Source organism: Anaerococcus hydrogenalis DSM 7454 (assembly GCF_000173355.1).
Taxonomy (GTDB): Bacteria; Bacillota; Clostridia; order Tissierellales; family Peptoniphilaceae; genus Anaerococcus; species Anaerococcus hydrogenalis.
The window spans coordinates 71,246-92,188 of sequence record NZ_ABXA01000047.1 but is presented as its reverse complement, the minus strand read 5'-3'; the positions used below and the strand labels follow the sequence as shown (position 1 = coordinate 92,188).

Annotated in this window: 16 protein-coding genes and 3 pseudogenes; 5 read left to right on the top strand and 14 right to left on the bottom strand. The window is 31.6% G+C overall.

Going from position 1 to position 20,943, the window contains the following annotated elements:
- Positions 1–8 precede the first annotated feature (8 nt).
- Positions 9–713 (bottom strand): annotated as a pseudogene (locus tag ANHYDRO_RS11370) (aldehyde dehydrogenase family protein).
- A gap of 410 nt (positions 714–1,123) precedes the next feature.
- Between ANHYDRO_RS11370 and ANHYDRO_RS08810 the strand changes: the two are divergent.
- The 4 genes and pseudogenes from ANHYDRO_RS08810 to ANHYDRO_RS11490 all read left to right on the top strand — a co-directional run bounded on the left by ANHYDRO_RS08810 (position 1,124) and on the right by ANHYDRO_RS11490 (position 5,707).
- Entirely contained in the window at positions 1,124–2,056 is a 933-nt protein-coding gene (locus tag ANHYDRO_RS08810; RefSeq protein ID WP_004815871.1) for a metal ABC transporter substrate-binding protein, read from the top strand.
- The gene (locus ANHYDRO_RS08805; protein WP_004815870.1) at positions 2,049–2,732 is read left to right on the top strand and encodes a metal ABC transporter ATP-binding protein; all 684 of its coding nucleotides are present in this window, start codon (positions 2,049–2,051) and stop codon (positions 2,730–2,732) included. The genes ANHYDRO_RS08810 and ANHYDRO_RS08805 overlap by 8 nt, the downstream gene beginning before the upstream one ends.
- Entirely contained in the window at positions 2,725–3,516 is a 792-nt protein-coding gene (locus tag ANHYDRO_RS08800; protein WP_004815869.1) for a metal ABC transporter permease, read from the top strand. The genes ANHYDRO_RS08805 and ANHYDRO_RS08800 overlap by 8 nt, the downstream gene beginning before the upstream one ends.
- Before the next feature lie 8 nt (positions 3,517–3,524).
- Positions 3,525–5,707: pseudogene (locus tag ANHYDRO_RS11490) on the top strand (hypothetical protein).
- A 163-nt stretch (positions 5,708–5,870) separates the two neighbouring features.
- Here ANHYDRO_RS11490 and ANHYDRO_RS08785 read toward each other — a convergent pair.
- The 6 genes and pseudogenes from ANHYDRO_RS08785 to galE all read right to left on the bottom strand — a co-directional run bounded on the left by ANHYDRO_RS08785 (position 5,871) and on the right by galE (position 11,798).
- Complete coding sequence (locus ANHYDRO_RS08785) at positions 5,871–6,545, bottom strand: putative ABC transporter permease (protein WP_004815867.1); 675 nt, start codon at positions 6,543–6,545, stop codon at positions 5,871–5,873.
- Between the two features lie 433 nt (positions 6,546–6,978).
- A complete protein-coding gene (locus ANHYDRO_RS08780) occupies positions 6,979–7,635 on the bottom strand; it encodes an MgtC/SapB family protein (protein WP_004815865.1) in 657 nt (218 codons plus the stop codon).
- A 6-nt stretch (positions 7,636–7,641) separates the two neighbouring features.
- Entirely contained in the window at positions 7,642–8,988 is a 1,347-nt protein-coding gene (locus ANHYDRO_RS08775) for an alanine/glycine:cation symporter family protein (RefSeq protein WP_004815862.1), read from the bottom strand.
- A gap of 8 nt (positions 8,989–8,996) precedes the next feature.
- Positions 8,997–9,716: a glycerophosphodiester phosphodiesterase gene (locus tag ANHYDRO_RS08770; RefSeq protein WP_004815861.1), complete on the bottom strand. Its 720-nt coding sequence runs from the start codon at positions 9,714–9,716 to the stop codon at positions 8,997–8,999.
- 140 nt (positions 9,717–9,856) lie between these two features.
- Positions 9,857–10,777 (bottom strand): sugar phosphate nucleotidyltransferase, encoded by a 921-nt coding sequence (locus tag ANHYDRO_RS08765; protein WP_004815858.1) that lies wholly within the window; start codon positions 10,775–10,777, stop codon positions 9,857–9,859.
- A pseudogene (gene galE / locus ANHYDRO_RS08760) lies at positions 10,777–11,798 on the bottom strand (UDP-glucose 4-epimerase GalE). Before galE ends, ANHYDRO_RS08765 begins: the two are co-directional and overlap by 1 nt.
- Before the next feature lie 103 nt (positions 11,799–11,901).
- On the opposite strand from galE, the gene ANHYDRO_RS08755 reads away from it, so the two are divergent.
- Positions 11,902–13,554, top strand: a complete 1,653-nt coding sequence (locus ANHYDRO_RS08755) for an FAD-dependent oxidoreductase (RefSeq protein WP_004815852.1) — start codon at positions 11,902–11,904, stop codon at positions 13,552–13,554.
- Positions 13,555–13,797: 243 nt separating this feature from the next.
- On the opposite strand, the gene ANHYDRO_RS08750 is transcribed toward ANHYDRO_RS08755, so the two are convergent.
- From ANHYDRO_RS08750 to ANHYDRO_RS08720, 7 genes are all read right to left on the bottom strand, one after another.
- Positions 13,798–15,168, bottom strand: coding sequence for a hemolysin family protein (locus ANHYDRO_RS08750; RefSeq protein ID WP_004815851.1), 1,371 nt, complete (start codon positions 15,166–15,168; stop codon positions 13,798–13,800).
- Between the two features lie 95 nt (positions 15,169–15,263).
- A complete protein-coding gene (locus ANHYDRO_RS08745) occupies positions 15,264–15,905 on the bottom strand; it encodes a V-type ATP synthase subunit D (RefSeq protein ID WP_004815848.1) in 642 nt (213 codons plus the stop codon).
- Between the two features lie 3 nt (positions 15,906–15,908).
- Positions 15,909–17,300 carry a V-type ATP synthase subunit B gene (locus ANHYDRO_RS08740; RefSeq protein ID WP_004815847.1) on the bottom strand — a complete coding sequence of 464 codons (1,392 nt, stop codon included), beginning with the start codon at positions 17,298–17,300 and terminating at the stop codon, positions 15,909–15,911.
- Positions 17,300–19,066 carry a V-type ATP synthase subunit A gene (locus tag ANHYDRO_RS08735; RefSeq protein WP_004815845.1) on the bottom strand — a complete coding sequence of 589 codons (1,767 nt, stop codon included), beginning with the start codon at positions 19,064–19,066 and terminating at the stop codon, positions 17,300–17,302. The genes ANHYDRO_RS08740 and ANHYDRO_RS08735 overlap by 1 nt, the downstream gene beginning before the upstream one ends.
- Positions 19,067–19,079: 13 nt before the next feature.
- Positions 19,080–19,391, bottom strand: a complete 312-nt coding sequence (locus tag ANHYDRO_RS08730) for a V-type ATP synthase subunit F (protein WP_004815843.1) — start codon at positions 19,389–19,391, stop codon at positions 19,080–19,082.
- Positions 19,384–20,379 (bottom strand): V-type ATP synthase subunit C, encoded by a 996-nt coding sequence (locus ANHYDRO_RS08725; protein WP_004815841.1) that lies wholly within the window; start codon positions 20,377–20,379, stop codon positions 19,384–19,386. The genes ANHYDRO_RS08730 and ANHYDRO_RS08725 overlap by 8 nt, the downstream gene beginning before the upstream one ends.
- A 30-nt stretch (positions 20,380–20,409) precedes the next feature.
- Complete coding sequence (locus tag ANHYDRO_RS08720; RefSeq protein ID WP_004815839.1) at positions 20,410–20,940, bottom strand: V-type ATP synthase subunit E; 531 nt, start codon at positions 20,938–20,940, stop codon at positions 20,410–20,412.
- Positions 20,941–20,943: the final 3 nt, after the last annotated feature.

The window sequence follows — 20,943 nt, the reverse complement described above, 5'->3', positions numbered from 1 at the left end:
ACCAGCATTTAGGCTTTAATGGATTTAGCAGCACTATCAAGATTTGCGCTCCTATCAACTATACAAGGGCTTTTACCTCCAAGTTCAAGAGTAAGCTTAGTCAAGTTCTCACTCGCCTTTTTCATTATCTTCTTTCCAACAGTCTTGCCTCCGGTGTAGAAGATATGATCATATTTGCCATTAAGTAGTTCTTCATGGATTACTTAATCATTGTCTACAACATAGATGTAGTCTTTTCTAAAATAATCATTTAGGATAGACCTTATAAGCTTTGAAGTTTCCTTAGTCTTTGATGAAGTCTTAAGAATTACAGTGTTTCCTGAAGCCATAGCTGCTATTAGCGGATCTATAGCTAATTGGAAAGGATAATTCCAAGGAGCTATTATCAAAGTTACACCCAAAGGTTCATAGAGAATGTAGGATTTAGCTGTCATGGCCTGGATTGGAGTCTTCTCCCTAATAGGCTTCATCCATTCTTTTAAATTGTCCAAGGCAAAGTCTATTTCTTGTTTGAGAAAAGATATCTCTGAGATATAGGCTTCAAGGTTTGATTTGCCCAAATCTTTTTTGAGAGCTAAAAGAATATCATCCTCATGAAGGTTGAGCAAGGCTTTTAATTTCTCGAGATTTTCTCTCCTAAAATCTTCTATTTTACTTTCTCCAGAAAAGAAAAACTGTCTTTGTCCGTCGATTATAGAATTTAAATTACTCATTTTTCCTCCTTCAGCTGGTTTTTCAGTTCAACTTTTGGGGGGGCAGTTCATTAGTTTCCTCGTCTTTTTTCTATATTGGGACTTTTGCAACATCCCCTTTTTAAATATTATTTTCTTTGATCTTTAATTCCCTTTATTATTTTTTCTATAATTTAATTTCTCTTTTTCTAATCCTAAAGGACACTAGCTTTCTTATAGGCTTAGACTTGAAAGATTTCTTTTATAAAAATTATCCACCCTTTCCTATCAGATAATTCATTAGTAAAATATATTATTCTAAAACAATTGAAAAAATGAAGTCCATAATTTAAAATCATTTTTAAAAATTGTTGCAAATCACTTGCAAGTAAAATTTTTTTATAGTAGAATTATGAAGATAATATTGCAAATCATTCGCAAAAGGAGATTTTATGAAAGAAAAAAGAAAAATATTTCTAGGAATTTTTCTAATTTTGGGACTATTTTTAGCATCTTGTTCTAACAATTCTAAAAATATTTCAAAAAATGAAAATTCTTCTGAAAAAAAATTAATTTATACAAGCTTTTTTCCTGTAGAAGAGCTTACTAAAAGAATTGTCGGTGATAAATTTGAAGTGAAATCAATTATAGACAAAAGCCAAGAGCCTCATTCTTTTGAGCTAAAAACTGAAGATATTAAAAATATAATCAAGGCTGATTTGGTTATTTATAATGGAGCAGGTATGGAAACTTTTATTGATGACTTGAAAAATTCTACTGATGATAAGGAGAAATTTGTTGATCTTTCAAAAAATTTAACCCTCCTTTCATCTGCTAAGGATGGGAAAGTTTCTAAGGATAAGGTCAATCCCCACACTTGGCTTTCTATTAAAAATGCCATGGTTGAGCTAGAGGAAATTTATGAGAAAGTTTCAGAAATTGATCCTGACAATAAGGATTTTTATAAGAAAAATCTTGATAAAAACCTTGATATGTTTAAGAAAATGGATGAAAAGTTTGCAAATGAGCTTAAGGATGTTGACCAAAACAAGAGATATTTTGTAGTCTCCCATGCAGCTTTTAATTATCTAGCTGATGATTATAATTTGAAACAAGTTGCCGTTACAGGAATTTCTCCTGAAGATGAGCCTTCTGCTAAGCAATTAAAAACAATTGCTGATTTTGTAAAAAAACATGATATTTCTACTATATTTTTTGAAGGAAAGGCTACTCCAAAGGTAGCTGAAACTTTGGCTAAAACTACAAATACAAAAACTTCTACCTTATATACTATGGAGAATTTGACCAAAGAAGAAGCTGAGATGGGTTATTTGAAACTTATGGAAGAAAACTTAAAGTCTTTGAAAGAGTCTTTTGATGAATAAATATGCTTTAGAGATTGAAAATCTGTTTTTTTCTTATGAAAATGAAAATATTTTAGAAGATTTATCTATGAAGATTGAAGAAGGGAAATTTGCCTTAATTATTGGTGAGAATGGAGCTGGAAAGACAACTCTTATTCGCTTGATTTTAAATCAATTAAAAAAAGATTCGGGAAGTATAAAGATTTTTTCTGATCCTATAGAAAAATCTAATCACTACCAAGATTTGGCTTATATTTCTCAAGCTTCTGTAGCTTCTTTTAAACTTTTTCCTACAAATGTAAAAGAAGTTATAGAAAATCACTTAAAATTTTTGAAAAAATCTTATGATATTGATAAGTTATTGGAAGATTTTGATTTGATAAATCAAAAAAACCATGCTCTTTCAGACTTATCAGGAGGGCAGATTCAAAGACTTTCTTTAATTTTGGCAATTATAAAAGATCCTAAAATTTTGATTTTGGATGAGCCTACTGCCGCAATTGATATGAAATTTTCTAAGGATTTTTATGAGCATTTGAAAAAATTAAGTGAAAGAGGAAAGACTATTTTGATGATAAGTCATGATTACAAGCTTGCTTCTATTTTTTCTGATGAGATTTTTCATTTATCTAATAAGAGGGTTAGAAAAATTGATAGGACAAGACTAAGAGAGGGTTTGGGAGATTTTTATGTTTAATATTTTTGAATATGATTTTATGCAAAGAGCCTTTATTGCTGGGGCTTTGATTGCTGTAATTCTTCCTTGTATCGGTCAATTGGTTTTGATTAAAAGGCTTTCTATGATCGGAGATACTCTTTCCCATTCTTCTTTGGCAGGACTTAGTATTGGGCTTTGTTTTGGAATTAGTCCAATTCTTTCTGCCATGCTTTTTTGTGTTTTTGCAGCCTTTTCTATTGAAGTTATTAGAAATAAATTAAAAAATTACCAGGAAGTTTCTACAGTAATTATTCTTGCAGCCTCTATTGGAATTGCAGGAATTATGGCAGACTTATCGGCAAGTGCAAACGCAATTTGTTCATATCTTTTTGGTTCCATTGTCACCATATCCGACCAAGAATTTTATTTATTAATTGCTTTGAGTCTTTGCTTTTTAATAATTTATTTTACTTATTACAATGATTTTTACCTTTTACTTTTTGACCCAACCTCTGCTCAAATTTTGGGACTTAGGGTCAAGTTTTTAAATTTTACCATTAGTTTTTTGACAGCAATAGCTGTTGCAATTTCTGCAAAAACCATTGGATCTTTGATCGTTTCGTCACTTTTAGTCATACCTTCAATTATGGCTATAGAAATTTGTAAATCTTATAAAAAATCACTCATGCTTTCAATAATATTTTCATTAATATTTGTATTTTTGGGCTTGTTCTTATCTTATATTTTTAACCTAAGACCTGGTTCAGTTATAGTTTTGATTGCAGTTTTGAGTTTGATTTTAGTACTTTTAATAAAAAAATAGGAGCTTATATGAAAAATAAAAAATTACTCGCCCTAGTTTTGGCTACTTCTTTTGTTTTAACATCATGTTTTAGTCAAAATAAGGAAAATATTATAGATAAAAAAGAAAAAAAGTAAGTGTAAAAACTGAACAAAAAATTAAAGAGGATAAGACTACAGAAGTTTTATTAGATTCAGAAATTAAAAAGGAAGACATAGTAAAGTTTTTTAAACACGGAGATCACTGGCATATTTTTACAAAAGATGGCAAGGAGCATATCTCCTACAAAGACCCTAATTCTTTTGGAAAAGATGGAGGAGTTGACCTTGTTGATGTAGTTGATAAGAACAAATTAAAAGATAAAAATGTAGTCGCTATAAAAAAACATGGAGACCACTGGCATGTTTATACAAAAGACGGGGGTGAATATTTAACATATGATAATCCATCAGGGCTTTTCCCAAATATAAAAGTTGGAATATACACAGGAAGCCATGGTTCAAATACTACAAATTCCTCATCAGCTCTAAATAAAAATTCTTCCCAAAAACTTTCAGGAGATAGGGTTGTAAAAATTCTAAGACATGGAGATCACTGGCACATATATACGGCTAATGGAAATGAATTTATTTCATACACAAATCCAAGTTCTGCCTATCCAAATATAAGGATTGGAACATATAGAGGAAGTCATGGATCAAATTCACAAAATATAGCCAACAATAAGAATATTTCTAATAAGAATATTTCTAATAATATTGTAAAAACAAATAAGAAAAACCATCAAGTTTTTGAAAACAATAAAAAAATAGGAAATAGTCAAACAACAAAACCACTTTATAGAAAAGAAAATTCCGAAGATCAAAGAATAAAGGCTATTAAAAACTTAAAATTAATACCAATTTTGGGACAAGGAAAAATAAATAGGTTTGATATTGTAAAAATTCTTGTCCACCAAGACCACTATCATATTTACGATTCAAACAACAGGGAAGCTATAACTTATACAAATCCAATAAACTTATTCCCTAATGCATATTTTGGTGAATATGGAAATAAATCTCATACACAAGCATCTGAAAATAATAAGCCTCAAAGTAAGCCTAATGATAATAAAAAACCTCAAGTTAGACCTGAAATCAAACCTGATGAGAGTAAAAAACCTCAAGTTAAACCTGAAATTAAACCTGATGAGAGTAAAAAACCTCAAGTTACTCCTGAAATCAAACCTGATGATAATAAAAAGCCTCAAGTTAGACCTGAAATTAAACCTGACCAAGATAAAAAAGATAATGAAAAATGGCCAAGTGGAATTACAAAAATTGTAGACCACAAAGACCACTGGCACCTTTACAGGGGAAATGAAGAAGTAGGCGTTGTAAAAGAAAATCCAAAAGATATTTATCCAAACGCTGAATATATAGTGGAAAAATCAGAAAGCGATGATATAGACGTATCAGATGATGAAATTTTCAACTACCAAGACGTAAGAGCTGAGCTAATAAAAGGAGTAATCCCTTATCTTGAAGGAGACCTTTCTAAATTTACAAATTATGGAAATTTATCTCAAGAAGATGCAGTCTATGGGTCAAATGGAGTAAGGGAAAATATATTCTATTGGTTCCACCAAAACCACTACCATGCCAAAACTATAAAACAAATAATTCAAATGGAAAAGGATAATAAATTTGGAAAATACACAGCCAAAGATGTAGTGAAAACAATAAAATACAAGATAGAAAATCCACAAACACAACTTGAATACAAACCTGAGGTAAAAATTGAAGATGTAAAAGAATTCTTGAAAAACCACTACCAAGTAGAATCTTACGATATACTAAATATTGGCGATTCACTCGTCCAAGTATTTATAAAAGATGAGACCCTAAATTTCTACCTAAGAGATTTTGAAATGAAAGATGGAAAACTATCCTACAAAAAACAATTGCCAGTAGTAGAAGATAAAAAAGAAGAAAATGAAGAAAATATCAAAGAAGATGAAATAAAAGAAAAATCAGAAGATGAAAAAATAGAAAATACTAAAAAGACAGAAAATAAGGAAACAAACAAAATAGAAAATAAGCAAACAAATAAAGTAGAAAATACTAAAGTAGAAGATACAAATAATACAGAAAATAAAAAAGATCAAACAAAGACAAATCAAGAAGAAAAAGAAGGTAAGCTAGAAACAGAAAATAATATAGATAAATAAACAGTATCAACTAGCTTAATTTATGAAATTTATAAACTTTAGGGATGCTTGTGCCATATTAAGGCACAAGCATCCTAGTTAAGAAAGCTTATCCTTATTTTAAGCATTAATAATTAAAATACCTAAAATTAAAATCCTGCCTAAGCAGGATTTTTTTTTAATATTATTTTCTTTGATCTTCAATTCTTTCAATTCCCCTTATAATTTTTTCAGCAATTTGATTTCTCTTCTTGCTCATCCTAAAGGAAACTACCCTTCTTATCGCCTTTGGATTGAAAGATTTCTTTCTTTTATAAAAATTATCCACCCTTTGGGTCATTTTTTCTTGGAAATTTTCCTCAATTTCATCCAATTCCTTTTGGAAATTAGTCAAGTTGACAACTGTGAGGGTTATATCTGATGAATGGATTCCTATAAGAATAAAGGGCAAAATAATTATTAAAATCTCTGGCAAAAGATAATAAAAACTTTCAGCCTTTGGTATCAAATAATCCATTACCAAAATAGCCCCAAGACCAAAACCAATAGATGTTGGAACTGAAGTTCTTCCATTTAAATTCAAAGGGACATCCGAATAATCCCACCACCTAGCGTGAAATAATTTCTCCAAAATATATGAAGTTGGATATTCCAAAACCATTGATACAATAAAGCCCACAATAAAAATTTGTGGAATTGAAAGCTTTTCCAAACTCCCTTTATTTACTAAATCATAAGCAAAGAGGGCAAATATTGAACCAAAACCATAAATCGGGCATAAGGGCCCATACAAAAATCCCCTATTTTGCCATTTTTGACTTTGAGATGTGCAATAAATGCTCTCCCAAACCCAACCCAAAAGGGCAAATAAAAATAAAAATTATATACCTATTAATAACCATAACATACCCATTTCTTTCTTTTCATATTATTATTAACATTATAAGGGATTTTGAAAAAAATTTAAAATTAAAAAAATTTTAAAAAACCAAAACAAAAAAAACCCATTTGCTTCGCAAATTTTTCCGTGCTCATGAAAACTCATTTACTAGGTAAATTCTTCCGTGCTCTCGCACTAGTTTTCAGGATTTATAACCGAAATCAACGGTTATAAATCTGCACTAGTTTTAGGGATAAATATGCCAAATCAAGACATATTTATCGGCTCCATATGGGTGATTATTGTATTAATTCTACTTTTTGTCTTTAATTGTTATAAATATTTTAAGAAGTTTTTTAAGCTAAGGTCGATTTTATTTTTTCTACTTAGCATTAAAGCTTTCTAGAGCTTTCTAGTCCAGGCTAAATTTAAAAACTCTTTTATTTTCCCTTAAAAAATCAATTATTCCTATCAGCTCTTCTTCATTTTTGTTGTGATATTGAAGTTCTAGGGTTAATTTGTCTTCTTTATAATTAATAGATTTTTCTACAAATTTTATATTTTGAGATTTTAAATATTTATTTATTTTTTCTATACTTTCAGGTCCATCGAGAACTATATCTAGGGTATAGGGTTTTTTCATAAATTTAAATAAGCCATAATCTTCATTAAAAAATAGCTGGAGTAAAAGTATAACAAGACTTGCTGTTATTCCTACTGCATACATACCGGCTCCTATGCTCATGCCTATTATGGCAGTTGTCCATATTCCTGCTGCTGTTGTAAGGCCTGATATGTAATCTTTTTTTATAAATATTAATCCACCGCCCAAAAATCCTATACCAGATACAACTTGGGCTGCTATTCTTTGGGCATCGTAACGACTTGAATCGAAAAAACCATATTTAGAAACTATCATTGCAAGAGCAGAACCCAGTGCCACTATGGTATGGGTCCTTATTCCTGCAAATTTCCCCTTAAATTCTCTCTCAAGACCTATCATAACACCTATAAAACAAGATAAAAATAATCTTGCAACAAGTATTTCTATAAATCTTAAGTTTTCCATATATGCCTACTTATTTTCAAAAAAATCTTTTGTTTGTTCTCTAACTTTTTTAACCAAGACTAAAAGGGCTAGTACATTTGGAATTATTACAAGTCCCATTGCTATATCTTGTATTGTCCAAACTAGGCTTATTTTTCCAAGACATCCTACTATGCAAAGGAAAGGATAAACATATTTAACTTTTTCTGTAAATTTTTCTCCATAAGCATAAGTAAAAGATTTGGCAGCGTTAAACCATTGTCCCATCAAGGTTGTAAAGCAAAATATTAAAAGGGCAAACATAGCAATGTATGAAAGTGGTCTATAAACTGTTCCTATAGCGTGAATTGCCATGCTTGATGCTTGAATACTTTCTCCATCGAGGGGTATTTGTGAAACTCCTATTGTTATAGCTGTTAGTGAACAAATTATTATTGTATCTAAAAATACTTCTGTAACTCCAGTGATTCCTTCTTCTACTGGATGATCTACAATTGCAGTTCCGTGAGCAAAGGGTGCTGTTCCTTCACCGGCTTCATTTGAATACATTCCTCTTGCTATACCATATTGCATAGACCTTGCTATAACTAAGCCACCAGCTCCACCAGCTGCTGCCTTAAATGAAAATGCTCCTTCAAAAATCGCCTTAAATACTAGGGGAACATTTTTTATATTTACAATAATTACTAAAAGGCATAATACAAGATAAAGTATAGACATAATAGGTACTAGACTTGTTGCAACTCTTGCCAATCTTTTTAAGCCACCTACTGCTATCATAAATAGTAAAATTGTTAAAATAATTCCTGTCAAAAGACTATTAAAGTTAAAATTATCTGAAAGAATTGTCGCTATAGTATTTGATTGAACAAGGTTTGCCCCCATCATTTTTATGGTCATCAATACTGCTATAACTACACCTAGAGCTGGTGCTTTTAGCCCATCTCTTATGTAATACATAGGTCCTGATAAAATATTTCCATCTTCATCTTCACCCCTGTACAATTGTGATAGGATAATTTCTCCATATTTTAGGGCCATACCAAAAAATGCTGCAAGCCACATCCAAAAAATCGCCCCATATCCACCGGCAACTATTGCTGTAGCAACTCCTACTACATTTCCTCCACCAATATTTCCAGCCAGAGTAACCATCATGGCTTGGAAGGTTGATAAGGATCCTTCTCTTTTTTCAACATTTCTTTCCTTAAAACTTTTGACCAAGGTATTGTGCATTATATATTTAAAATGCCTAACTTGTACAAAGTTTGTAGCAATTGAATATATAATTCCCAAAGTCAAAAGCACAAATACCAGCCAATTTCCCCACAGTATTTTATTAACCTTATCTAAAAATAATTCCAAATTTTCCATAATATCTCCTATTTATTTTTTAATAATTCACCAACTTCATCAGGAAAATCGCTTATGATTCCATCTAAATCCATGTCTAGACAATCTTTCAAATTATAAGAAAGTTTTGAAGAAAGCCAAGCGTTTACCTCTATCCCTTCTTTGGAAAATTCTTCTAACAAATTTTCATCAATAGTATTTATTAGAGGGTGGAAACAAGAAATTCCATTTTCCTTTAAATATTTGATAGGATTTACTAAAACAGACTCCTCCAAAAAGGCATATTTCAAATTCTTATCGATTTCCTTCATCCTAAGAACAGATTCGTGGTTAAATGAAGAAATAATTACCTTATCAAATAAATCATATTCTTTTATCATTTGGTATAATTTCTCCTCAATTCCCTCATATTGAATTACTCCATTTTTAATTTCAATATTTGTAATTAAATTTGTATCTTTTACAAAGTCAAAATACTCCCTTAAAGTTGGAATCTCTTCATTTAAGCCCTCATAACCTACAGCTGCATTTAGCTTTTTAAGCTCTTTTAGGGAAAAATCTTTTACTAGTCCGTCCACTCCACAAGTTCTTAATAAATTTTCATCGTGAATAATTACAAGCTTTCCATCTTTTGATAAGTGAACATCTAGCTCTATTCCGTCAGCTTTTGCCTCATAAGCTTTTTTAAAGGCAAGCATGGTATTTTCGGGGTATTTAGACTTAAATCCCCTGTGTGCAAAATTTAACATAAAACCTCCTTTATAAATAAAAGCCCAGAAAAATTTCCGGGCTTTTCTGTCGTATATTTATACATGAATTATAACAATTTTTTATTATCTAGTCAATTTTTTTTACTAATATTTCTCTTTATAGGACTAAATTTTTAAATTTATTTTTCTTCCCATAAATTTGGTGAATATATTCCTTTTTCAAACATTTTTTTAAATTCTTCTTGGGCTGGTTTTAAATCTTCTTTGTAGGTGATTCCAATCCATTGATCATCAGTTGGAATTACTTTTACTCTTGCTTTTTTATCTTCCAACAATTCTTCTACCATATCAGCTAATATATATTCGGCCTTCATCAAATTATCCTTATTTTTTTCCAAATATTTTTCAAAATATTTTTCACTTATTTGAATAAAATTTGGGAAAGATGCCCATACATTCATTGAAACTAGAGATTCAAGGTTTAAAAATTCTGTTGGACGATTTTCTTCTGATTCTATTTTTCCACCCTTATTTTCGATAGCATGGGTTTCTTTTATACTTATAAGTTCATGATTTTCATTTTCCAAGCAAACTCCCCTGTTTACTGATCCGTTGTCTGATAAGGTGTTTTTTAATTTGTAGCCTGCCATGGCAATTTGAATTTGATCTTTATTTAAATTTTCTGGATTATTTAAATATTTATACATCAAATCAAAAACTTCTCTTCCATAATAGTCATCAGCATTTATTATCAAAAATGGTTCATTTATAAATTCTTTGGCTGAAAGGATGGCTGGAACTGTCCCCCATGGTTTTTTTCTTTCTTTTGGGACTTGGTATCCCTTAGGGAGTTCATTTTTTTGGAAGGCATATTCCACATCTATTACTTTTTCAATTCTTTTTCCAAGAATTTCCTTAAAATCTTTTTCAATTTCTTCTCTTATTATAAAAACAACCTTGTCAAAGCCAGCTTTTTTTGCATCATAGATTGAATAATCCATAATTGTGTGACCATACTCATCCATTTTGGCAAGTTGTTTAACACCTGCCCCATATCTTGAGCCGATTCCTGCTGCAAGAATTACTAAACTTGTAGTCATTATTCCCCCTCGTATCCATTTGGATTATTTTTTTGCCATCTCCAAGAATCCTCACACATTTCATCAAGTCCATTCTCACAAACCCAACCAAGAACTTCTTCTGCCTTTTTTGCAGAGGCAAAACATTTTGCTATATCTCCCTCACGTCTATTTTCTATTTGGTAGGCAATTTTTTTACCACTTGCCTTTTCAAAGGCCTTAATCATTTCAAGAACAGAATATCCAGATCCTGTTGCTAGATTAAAAATTTCAACCCCATCAAGTTTGTCTATTGCCTCAATAGCCTTTACATGGCCCTTGGCAAGGTCTACAACGTGAATATAATCCCTAACTCCAGTTCCATCTTCTGTGTCGTAATCATCTCCAAATACATGGACATAATCATATTTTCCAACAGCAACTCCTGTTATATAAGGAATCAAATTGTTTGGAATACCTTTTGGATCTTCCCCAATAAGGCCAGATTTGTGGGCACCAATTGGATTAAAATATCTAAGAAGAATTATTTTCCATTCATGATCTGAAATATATAAGTCTGTCATAATTTGCTCCATCATGGACTTACTCCAACCATATGGGTTTGTGCAAGCTCCTTTTGGGAAATCTTCTGTTATTGGACAAGATTTTGGGTCTCCATAAACGGTTGCAGATGATGAAAATACAATATTTTTTACCCCTGTATCATTCATTGCTGAAAGAAGAGTCAAAGTTCCTGTAAGGTTATTATGGTAGTATTCCAAAGGTTTTTTTACACTTTCTCCAACAGCTTTTAGGGCTGCACAATGAATTACTAGGTCAATCTTTTCATCTTTTAAAACTTCCCTTAACTTATCCCCATCTAGCACATCTGCCTTGTAAAATTTTAATTTTTATTTGTAATTTTTTCAACCCTTTTCATTGATTCAAGGGATGAATTTGATAAATTATCATAAATTATAACATCAAAATCTTTTTCTAAAAGTTCAACAGCAATGTGGGAGCCAATATATCCTGCCCCACCTGTTATCATTATATTTTTCATATTTTCTCCTAAATTATAAGTCTTTATCTTAAGTCTACTACTTTCATTATATATAAATTACAAATACTAATCAAGAATGGGTATTAGTATAGGGAGGTGAAATATGAAAATAATAATAATCGGAGGAGTTGCTGCAGGAGCAACTTGCGCAACTAATATAAGAAAAATTTCAGATAAAGATCAAATAATTTTATTAGAAAAAGGCAGGGACACATCTTTTAAAAATTGTGAAATCCCTTATTACCTTTCCTACATGGTAGAGGATAAAGAGGATTTAATTGCAAGAAAGCCTGATGAATTTAAGAAAAAAAATAATATAGACGCTAGAAATTTTTCAGAAGTTGTAAAAATAAACAGGGAAGAAAAGTTTGTAAAAGTTAAGGATTTAAGAGAAAATAAATCCTACAAAGAATCCTACGACAAATTAATTATAGCCACAGGGGCGTCTCCTTTTATACCTGATTCTATTAAGGGTTTGGATAAGGAAAGAGAAAATGTCTTTAAGGTTGAAAATGTAGTTGACGTTGAAAATATTAGAAAATATATCAAAGATCATAATGCAAAAAAAATTATAGTTAATGGGGCAGGTTTTATTGGAATTGAAAGTGCAGAAAATTTGAAGGAACTTGACCTTGATATCTCTCTTGTAGTAAGGACGAGAGTTTTGGGAAATATTGACGAAGAGCTTGCAGGATTTGTTGAAGAAAACATTTCAAAACACATAAATTTAATAAAAAATGATGAAATAGTAAAAGTAGACGACCAAAAATTAATATTTAAAAGTGGAAAAGAAAAATCTTATGATGTATTGATAAATGCAATTGGAGTAAGGCCAAATTCAAAAATCGCAAAAGAAGCAGGCCTTAAACTTACCAAATCTGGAGCAATAGAAACCGACAGAAATTTAAAAACAAATGATGCTGATATTTATGCCATTGGAGATGTAATCGAAGTTTATAACCCACTTACAAAAACCAAAGCAAAACTAAACCTAGCATGGCCGGCTCACAGACAGGCGAAATTTGTGGCAAGACACATAAAGGGACTAGGACAAAAATCCCCATCATTTATAGGTTCCTTTGCCCTAAGATCATTTGATATGAACGTGGCCTCAACAGGTCTTAGCAAAAAACAATTAGATAGTGCAAAAATCCCCTACAAATCAACCCTAATAACCCACAATGATTCAGTAAATATTCTTCCATATTCAAAGCCTATGAATATGAAAATTTCCTTTGATCCCTACACAGGAAAAATTTATGGTTTTCAAGCAGTAGGAGAAGGTGATGTAGTAAAAAGAGTTGATATAGTGGCAGGATTAATTGGCATGGGAGCAGATATTTACGATTTGTATGATACAGAAATATCCTACCAACCAATTTATTCAACCCCAGAAGATGCCCTAAACACCCTCGCAAGTCAGGCTATAGATATTTTTGAAGGAAAAATCAAAAATATTGAAATTCCAAAATTTCAAGAGAAAAAAGATGAATTTATCATAGTTGACGTAAGAGAAAAGGAAGAATTTGAAAAATCTCACATAAAAAATGCCATAAATATACCGGTAGGAAAAATTAATCCTGATTATTTCAAAAACAAAAACAAATACCTAATCTATTGCCAAAGCGGCAGGAGGGCAAAAACTGTAGTAAATAATTTACAAAAAGAAGGCTTAGAAAATATTTACTACCTAGAAGGGTCAATGAACTATTTAGAAAAATACCAAAAAACTATGGGAGTTAATATTTTACAATAAAGAAAAAACACTACTATGTATTAATTAGTAGTGTCAGACTGTTGACAAAGTATGCAAATCCTCTTGCTAAGAATATCATACGTAAAAAATTGATTTGATTTCAAATTTTAAAATTCGTCAAAAATCGCACTGTTTGAGCGTTAGCGAGTTTGCGATTTTAGAATTTTAAAATTTAGAAATCAGCAATTTTTGAAGTCAGATATTCGTGCTTGAGGGTTTGTCTACGCTCTGACACACTATGTATTAATTAGTAGTGTTTTTTTCTTTATTTTTAATATTTTCATCCAAATTTTGATCGGACTTATTTATTTTTTTAACTCTTACAATTTTAATCCTAGTTTCTTCTATATAGAGGATTTTAAATTCGTAATCCTTATAAATTACAGTTTGGTCGCAATCATCATCTGGGATAAAGCCTAACTTATCGATTATAAAACCACCAACTGTATCATATTGGTCGTTTTCTTCATCTATATCAAGACCCAAAATATCATTTAAGTCCTTTATGGAAGTTGAACCCTTTACTATATAAGATCCCTTTGTCGACGTTCTAATATCTGGAAGGTCCTTATCAAAAGTATCATCCATATCACCAACAATTTCTTCAACTAAGTCTTCCATGGTTACAAGACCCGAAAATCCACCGTACTCATCAATCAAAATTGCCATGTGGGTGTGGTCTTTTTGCATTTGGGAAAATAATTTGTCAGTTTCAATCTTCTCTGGCACAAAAAATGCAGGTTTTATTAATTTTCTAATATCAACACTAGCGATACCAACATCTAACGCCTCCAAGAGATAATCTTTGGTATAAATTATTCCTAAAATATTATCAACTTCTTCATCATAGACCGGGATTCTTGAATGTTTTAATTTTATAAATTCATCCAAATATTTTCTATCCCTATCCTTTATGTCAATCATAAATACTTCAGGCCTTGCTGTCATTATCTCCTCAGCCCATACATCATCAAAATCCATAATTGAATTTATCATTTTTGACTCCAAGGGCCTTAAAACTCCCTGGTCTTCTCCAACTTGGACAATTGATTTAATTTGCTCTGCTGTAACTTCTTTTTCAATAGCCTTAGATTCTATACCAAAAATATTCATAATGAGGTTGGTTACCTTATTAATAATATTTACAAAAGGCTTGGTCAAAAACAAGATAAATTTTGCAAATCCAGCAGTTTTTTTAGAAATTGTATAAGGATTTCTAATGCCTATTCTTTGGGGGATCATATTTGCAAAAATTCTTTTAAAAACTACAAATAAAACCACCATAAAAACCATAATCACAAGTTGCATAAAATCAGATTCCCTATTCAAAAATATTGCCAAAGAATCCTTTATATTTAACAAAAGATAGGTAATGGTAATTATAGACAAGACTGCATCTTGAAAATTTTGACTTTGCATAAGTCTTTGTTGGTCTTGGGATATTTTTAAAACATCCTTTGCTTTCTCATCTCCATTTTCAACCATATCCCTTAATTTTTGGTGGTTTATGGAAGTTAAAGATGAAAAAATCATATTTATAAGGGCATTTAAAAAAATAAGTGCCAAAACTATTAAAAAAATTCTTAATTTCCAGTAGGGTCCTTCAGTATCCATTCATTTCTCCTTTAAAATTTATGTATTAAAAGGACGCTTTAAAAACGTCCTTTTTATCCTTATTACTAAACTATGAATTTTTTTCTTTTCAAGACCTAGGCTTCAGATATAATATCTTTTACCTTCATTAGTCTTGAAATAGTTGCTCTTTCATTTTCTTCTAGCTTAGCTCTAATATATTTTATTGTCTCTTCCAAATCTGGAATTGTCCTATATTCTAGGGCATTTACCCTTCTTCTTGTTCCTTCAATTTCATCTGCCATAAGTTGGGTTGATTTTTCAAGCTCTGCCAAGGCTAGAAGTTTATCCATAACCTTGTTTAATCCTTTTATAGCAAGGTCCAAATCAGCTGATGTTTGGGCAAGGCCATAAGGATACATAGAGGCATTTTCATTTCCACCCTTGTCAATTTTAAATTCCATTTGAGGAATTCTTACACTCATGACATTTTTTACCTTTATATCTACCCCGATTTTTTGTGTTGGAAAACTAACTGCTTCTTGTAAAAATTCTGGGCTCATAAAAGATGACGCCATCAAAAATCCTTTTGATGATTCTTTTAAATCAGCCTCAACTTCTTCACGAAGTCTTTTATTTTCTCTGATTTTTTCAAGAAATTGTCTCATTAGCTCATCTTGCTTATCTTTTAAAAGTTTGTATCCTCTTTTTGATGTAGCAAGTCTTTTCTTTAGGGTATTTAAATTCATCCTGGTTGGAGTTACATTAAGCCTTGCCATAGCCTAAGACTCCTTTTTGTTTTCGTCTTTATCCAAATATTTATCGATTAATTCGTCATCGATTCTCTTAAGTTCAGATTTTGGTATGATTTTTAATAATTCCCAACCAAGATTTAGGGTATCTTCTATGGTTCTATTTGTGTAGAATCCTTGATTTATATATTCTTCTTCAAATCTTTTTGCAAATTCTGCAAAGGCAAGATCTGCTTTTGATAGGGCAGAATCTCCAAGGATTTTTTGAAGCTCTCTTGCATCAACTCCTGATGCGTATGCTGCATAAATTTGGTTCATGGTATCAGCATGGTCTTCTCTAGTTTTTCCCTCACCAATTCCCTTATCCTTAAGTCTTGATAGGGATGGAAGAATTGAAACTGGTGGTTGAACACCTTGGTTATACAATTCATTTGAAAGAATAATTTGTCCTTCTGTAATATATCCTGTCAAGTCTGGAATTGGGTGGGTTATATCATTTTCTGGCATGGTTAAAATTGGAATTTGGGTAATAGTACCTGGTTTTCCTTTTAATTTTCCAGCCCTTTCATATAAAGTAGCAAGGTCTGTATAAAGATATCCTGGATATCCACGACGACCTGGAACTTCTTTTCTTGCTGCTGAAACCTCACGAAGGGCCTCTGCGTAGTTTGTCATATCTGTCATTATTACCAAAACTTGCATGCCTTTTTCAAATGCCAAATACTCTGCTGCTGTAAGGGCCATTTTTGGTGTTGATAAACGCTCGATTGCAGGGTCATCTGCAAGGTTTATAAACATTACTGACCTATCCAAAGCTCCTGTTTTTTCAAAATCTTGTCTAAAAAATTGAGCTTCTTCGAAGGTGATTCCTATAGCTGCAAAAACTACAGCAAAGTCTTCGCTATCATTTAAGACTTTTGCTTGTCTTGCAATTTGGGCTGCAAATTTGTTGTGTGGAAGTCCTGATCCTGAAAATATTGGAAGTTTTTGTCCACGAACAAGGGTATTTAATCCGTCGATTGTTGATACACCTGTTTGGATAAATTCTGATGGGTAGTCACGGCTTACAGGATTTATTGCAATTCCGTTTACATCTCTTTTTTCATCAGGAATTATTGATGGGCCATCATCGATTGGTCTTCCAAGTCCGTCAAAGGTTCTTCCTATCATATCTTCGCTTACACCAAGCTCAAGTGGTCTTCCTAAAAATCTTACAGATGTTGATTTTAAGTTAATTCCAGAAGATCCTTCGAAAAGTTGAACTACAGCGTTGTTTTCATCAACTTCTATAACTCTTCCCCTTCTTCTTTCTCCTGTTTGAAGTTCTATATCTACAAGCTCTTCGAAGTTAACTCCACTAACATCTTCAACAAGCATTAGGGGTCCAACTACTTCTGATACGCTTTTATATTCTTTTAGCATTATTCATCCTCCCCCTTTGCTACAGCTTCTTTGCATTCTCTATCAATTTGTTCTTTTACTTGATCAAATTCTTCCAAGTTTTCATCTTTTATTAATTTTAATCTTGTAATTTTTTCTTTTACTTCAAGCTCTTCAAGCTCATCAAGATTTGCCCCATCAGATAAGGCTTCTAGACTTTTATCGTAGAAATAAAGAATTGTATCAAGCATCAAATCTTGTTTTTCCATTGGACAGAAGGCATCTGTTTCATGGAAGGCATTTTGTTGCAAGAAATCTTCTCTTAGTGATTTTGTTACATCAAGTTTTAATTTATCATCATCACTTAAGCCATCACGACCGATTAGTCTTACAATTTCTTGTAGGGATGATTCTTGTTGAAGAAGACTCATTGCTCTCATCCTATTTTTTGAGAATTTTTCATCTACAGTCTTATCTATATATGAATCCATCTTATCTTGGTAGAGTGAGTAAGAATTTAACCAGTTTATAGCTGGGAAGTGTCTTTGGTAAGATAAATCATAATCAAGTCCCCAGAATACTTTTACTATACGTAGGGTTGATTGGGTAACAGGTTCTGATAAGTCTCCACCTGGAGGAGAAACTGCTCCTATAACTGAAAGTGATCCTTCCTTTTCCACTTGTCCATTTACTATAACTTTTCCACTTCTTTCGTAAAAATCTGCTATACGACTTGCAAGATATGCAGGGAATCCTTCATCTCCTGGCATTTCTTCCAAACGTCCACTCATCTCACGAAGGGCCTCTGCCCATCTTGATGTAGAATCTGCCATTAGGGCAACTGAATATCCCATATCTCTGTAATATTCTGCCAAGGTAATTCCTGTATAAACACTGGCTTCTCTGGCTGCTACTGGCATGTTTGATGTGTTCGCTATAAGTACAGTTCTTTTCATGATTGATTCGCCAGTTTTTGGATCTATTAGCTCTGGAAATTCATCAAGTACGTCTGTCATTTCGTTTCCACGTTCTCCACAACCTACATAAATTACAACATCAGCATCAGCATATTTTGCAATTTGGTGTTGGATAACTGTTTTTCCTGAACCAAATGGTCCTGGTATTGATGCAGCTCCTCCTTTTGCAACTGGGAAGAAAGTATCAATAACTCTTTGTCCTGTTATAAGTGGAGTATCTGGGTCAAGTTTTCTATTAAATGGTCTTGGAGTTCTTACTGGCCATTTTTGAATCATATTTATTTCTTTATCGCCATTTTCTGTTTCAATTACAGCAACTGTTTGATCAACTGTAAATTCTCCATCCTTTATTTCTTTAACTTTTCCCTTTATTCCATTTGGCACCATAATTTTATGGTTAATTACTGAAGTTTCATCAACATTTCCTAGGATATCTCCAGGAATTACTTGGTCTCCTACTTCTTTTTCTGCTTTAAATTCCCATTTTTTTTCTCTATTTAGTGGTGGGGCTGTAACTCCTCTTTTTAGGAATTCTCCTGCTAATAATTCAAGTTTTTCTAGTGGTCTTTGGATCCCATCATACATTCTTTCAAGTAGTCCTGGTCCAAGTTCAACTGAAAGTGGAGCCCCTGTTGAAACTACTTCATCTCCAGGCCCTATTCCAGTTGTTTCTTCGTAAACTTGAATATTTGCAACATCCCCTCTCATCTCGATGATTTCTCCGATGAGCTTATCTTTTGAAACTTCGACCACATCATAGATATTAGCATCAGATAATCCCTTTGCTTCTACAAGTGGACCTGATACTTTTGTGATTTTACCTTTATTCAAATTTGGTCTCCTTTTAGTTCAAAATGTTAGCTCCAACAGCTTTTTCTACACTCTTGTTTATATCTGCCATTCCAAGTCCAAGATCTTCTTTGTTGGATGGTATAAGTATAATTGCTGGAGTCATTTCTTCTCTGTATTTGTCTATAGTATCTTGGATTTTAGCTGCAAAATCTTCTGTAATAAATATTATGCCAACATCTTCTTTGGCAAGTTTATTTACAAGTTTTTTAGCCATATCTCCATTAACTGCTGTATATACATCAACTCCCAACGCTTTAAACATTAGGACTGAATCTTTATCTCCTATTACGGCTACCCTATACATATAGATCACGCAACCTTTCTTCCATAAATTCACGAGAAAGTGAATTTAGTTTGGCTGTTAGGATAATTCTAAGATTTTTAATTTCCATTTCACGACTTATAAGATATCCCATAATAACTTCTGGACCATAGCTTACTTTTTTACTTTCTTTGGCAAAGTCCATCAAGTGATTGTCTATTACTTTTTCAAGTTTTTGCATAGCTTTATTCAAATCATTTTCTTCCATAGATTTTTTTACCTGTGGGTAAATTTTTTCTTTGAAAAATAGGTTTGAATAGGAGTTTTTGTCGGCATTAAGTGAATCTCTAAAGAGATTTTTGTCGATATTTCCTCCATCTATTAGGGCTTTTTCTAATAAGTCCACACTTTGACCTTGACCTTTTATTCTCAAAAGTGTTTTTAAGTTTGTTAGGTCAATTCTTTCTTTGGTGAAATTTATCAAACTTTCATAGTCTAGATTTTCACTATCTTCTAGAAGTTTTTCATAAAAATCTTTGTCTAAGGATAAGTCTATATCCTGAGGATCCTTATTTTCTTTATATAGGTCTAGAGCTTTTTTGGCATAGGATAGGTACTTGTCATTATCAGTTAAATCTTCTTTTAGATTTCTTTTGATTTTTACAAGGTCAATTTTTCCTATGTCTATATAAATAGAACTATAGTCAGCATCTTGAATTAGCTCTTTTACTAGAGTTTTTAAATTATGAAAATTATATTTTTCTTCCAAATAATGCACTAAATTTTCATCAGGGCTTACTTTTATCATAGCCTTGTATGAATCTAATAGCATTTGGGATAGGATTTTTTCATAATCTTCTGCTCTTTCTAGTTTTTGTATAAGCTCACCATACTTTGTATCGTTTAATGATGATAAGGCCTCTTCTAGATTGTCTGTATCTATTATCCTTTTTAAATTTTCTGAAGTAAGGAGATTTTTTTCATATACTCTTGTTGTAATGGATGCTCGAATAAATTTTTCTCTATCCACCTAAATCACCTCACTTAAATATTTCATCTACTATAATTTTTCTAAAGAATCTTTTTCAAAATTTACCAAGGACTTGTAGGTGTTATCATAAGAAATTTTTCCATCCCTTACTACAAAGCCACCTTCTACAAATTCATCTGATATTTTAAGGCCCTTAAAGTCTTCTTCTTTGAAGTGGTATTTCATATCTTTTTGTAGAATAATTTCTCCTTTTTCAATTTTTGAATCTTTTAGTCTATTCAAAACAAAGGATTTGTATGAGTTTGGACCTAATTTTTCTAATTTTTTTACTAATTTTTCCAAAACATCTTCTACAACTTGGTTTTTTGCTCCAATTTTTATATCTCTTGCCTGTCTGTTTGCAGTTACTTTTGAGTTTTCTTTTATTCTCTTTGCTTCTTTTTGGGCATTTTCTATAATTTTTGAAACTTCTTTTTGGGCTTTTTCTTCTGATTCTTTTATTATTTCTTCTTTTCTTTTTTGACCATTAGATAAAATATGATCGGCTTCTTTTTGGCCATCATCTTTTATTCCATCTAATAATAAATCAAGATTGTTCATAAT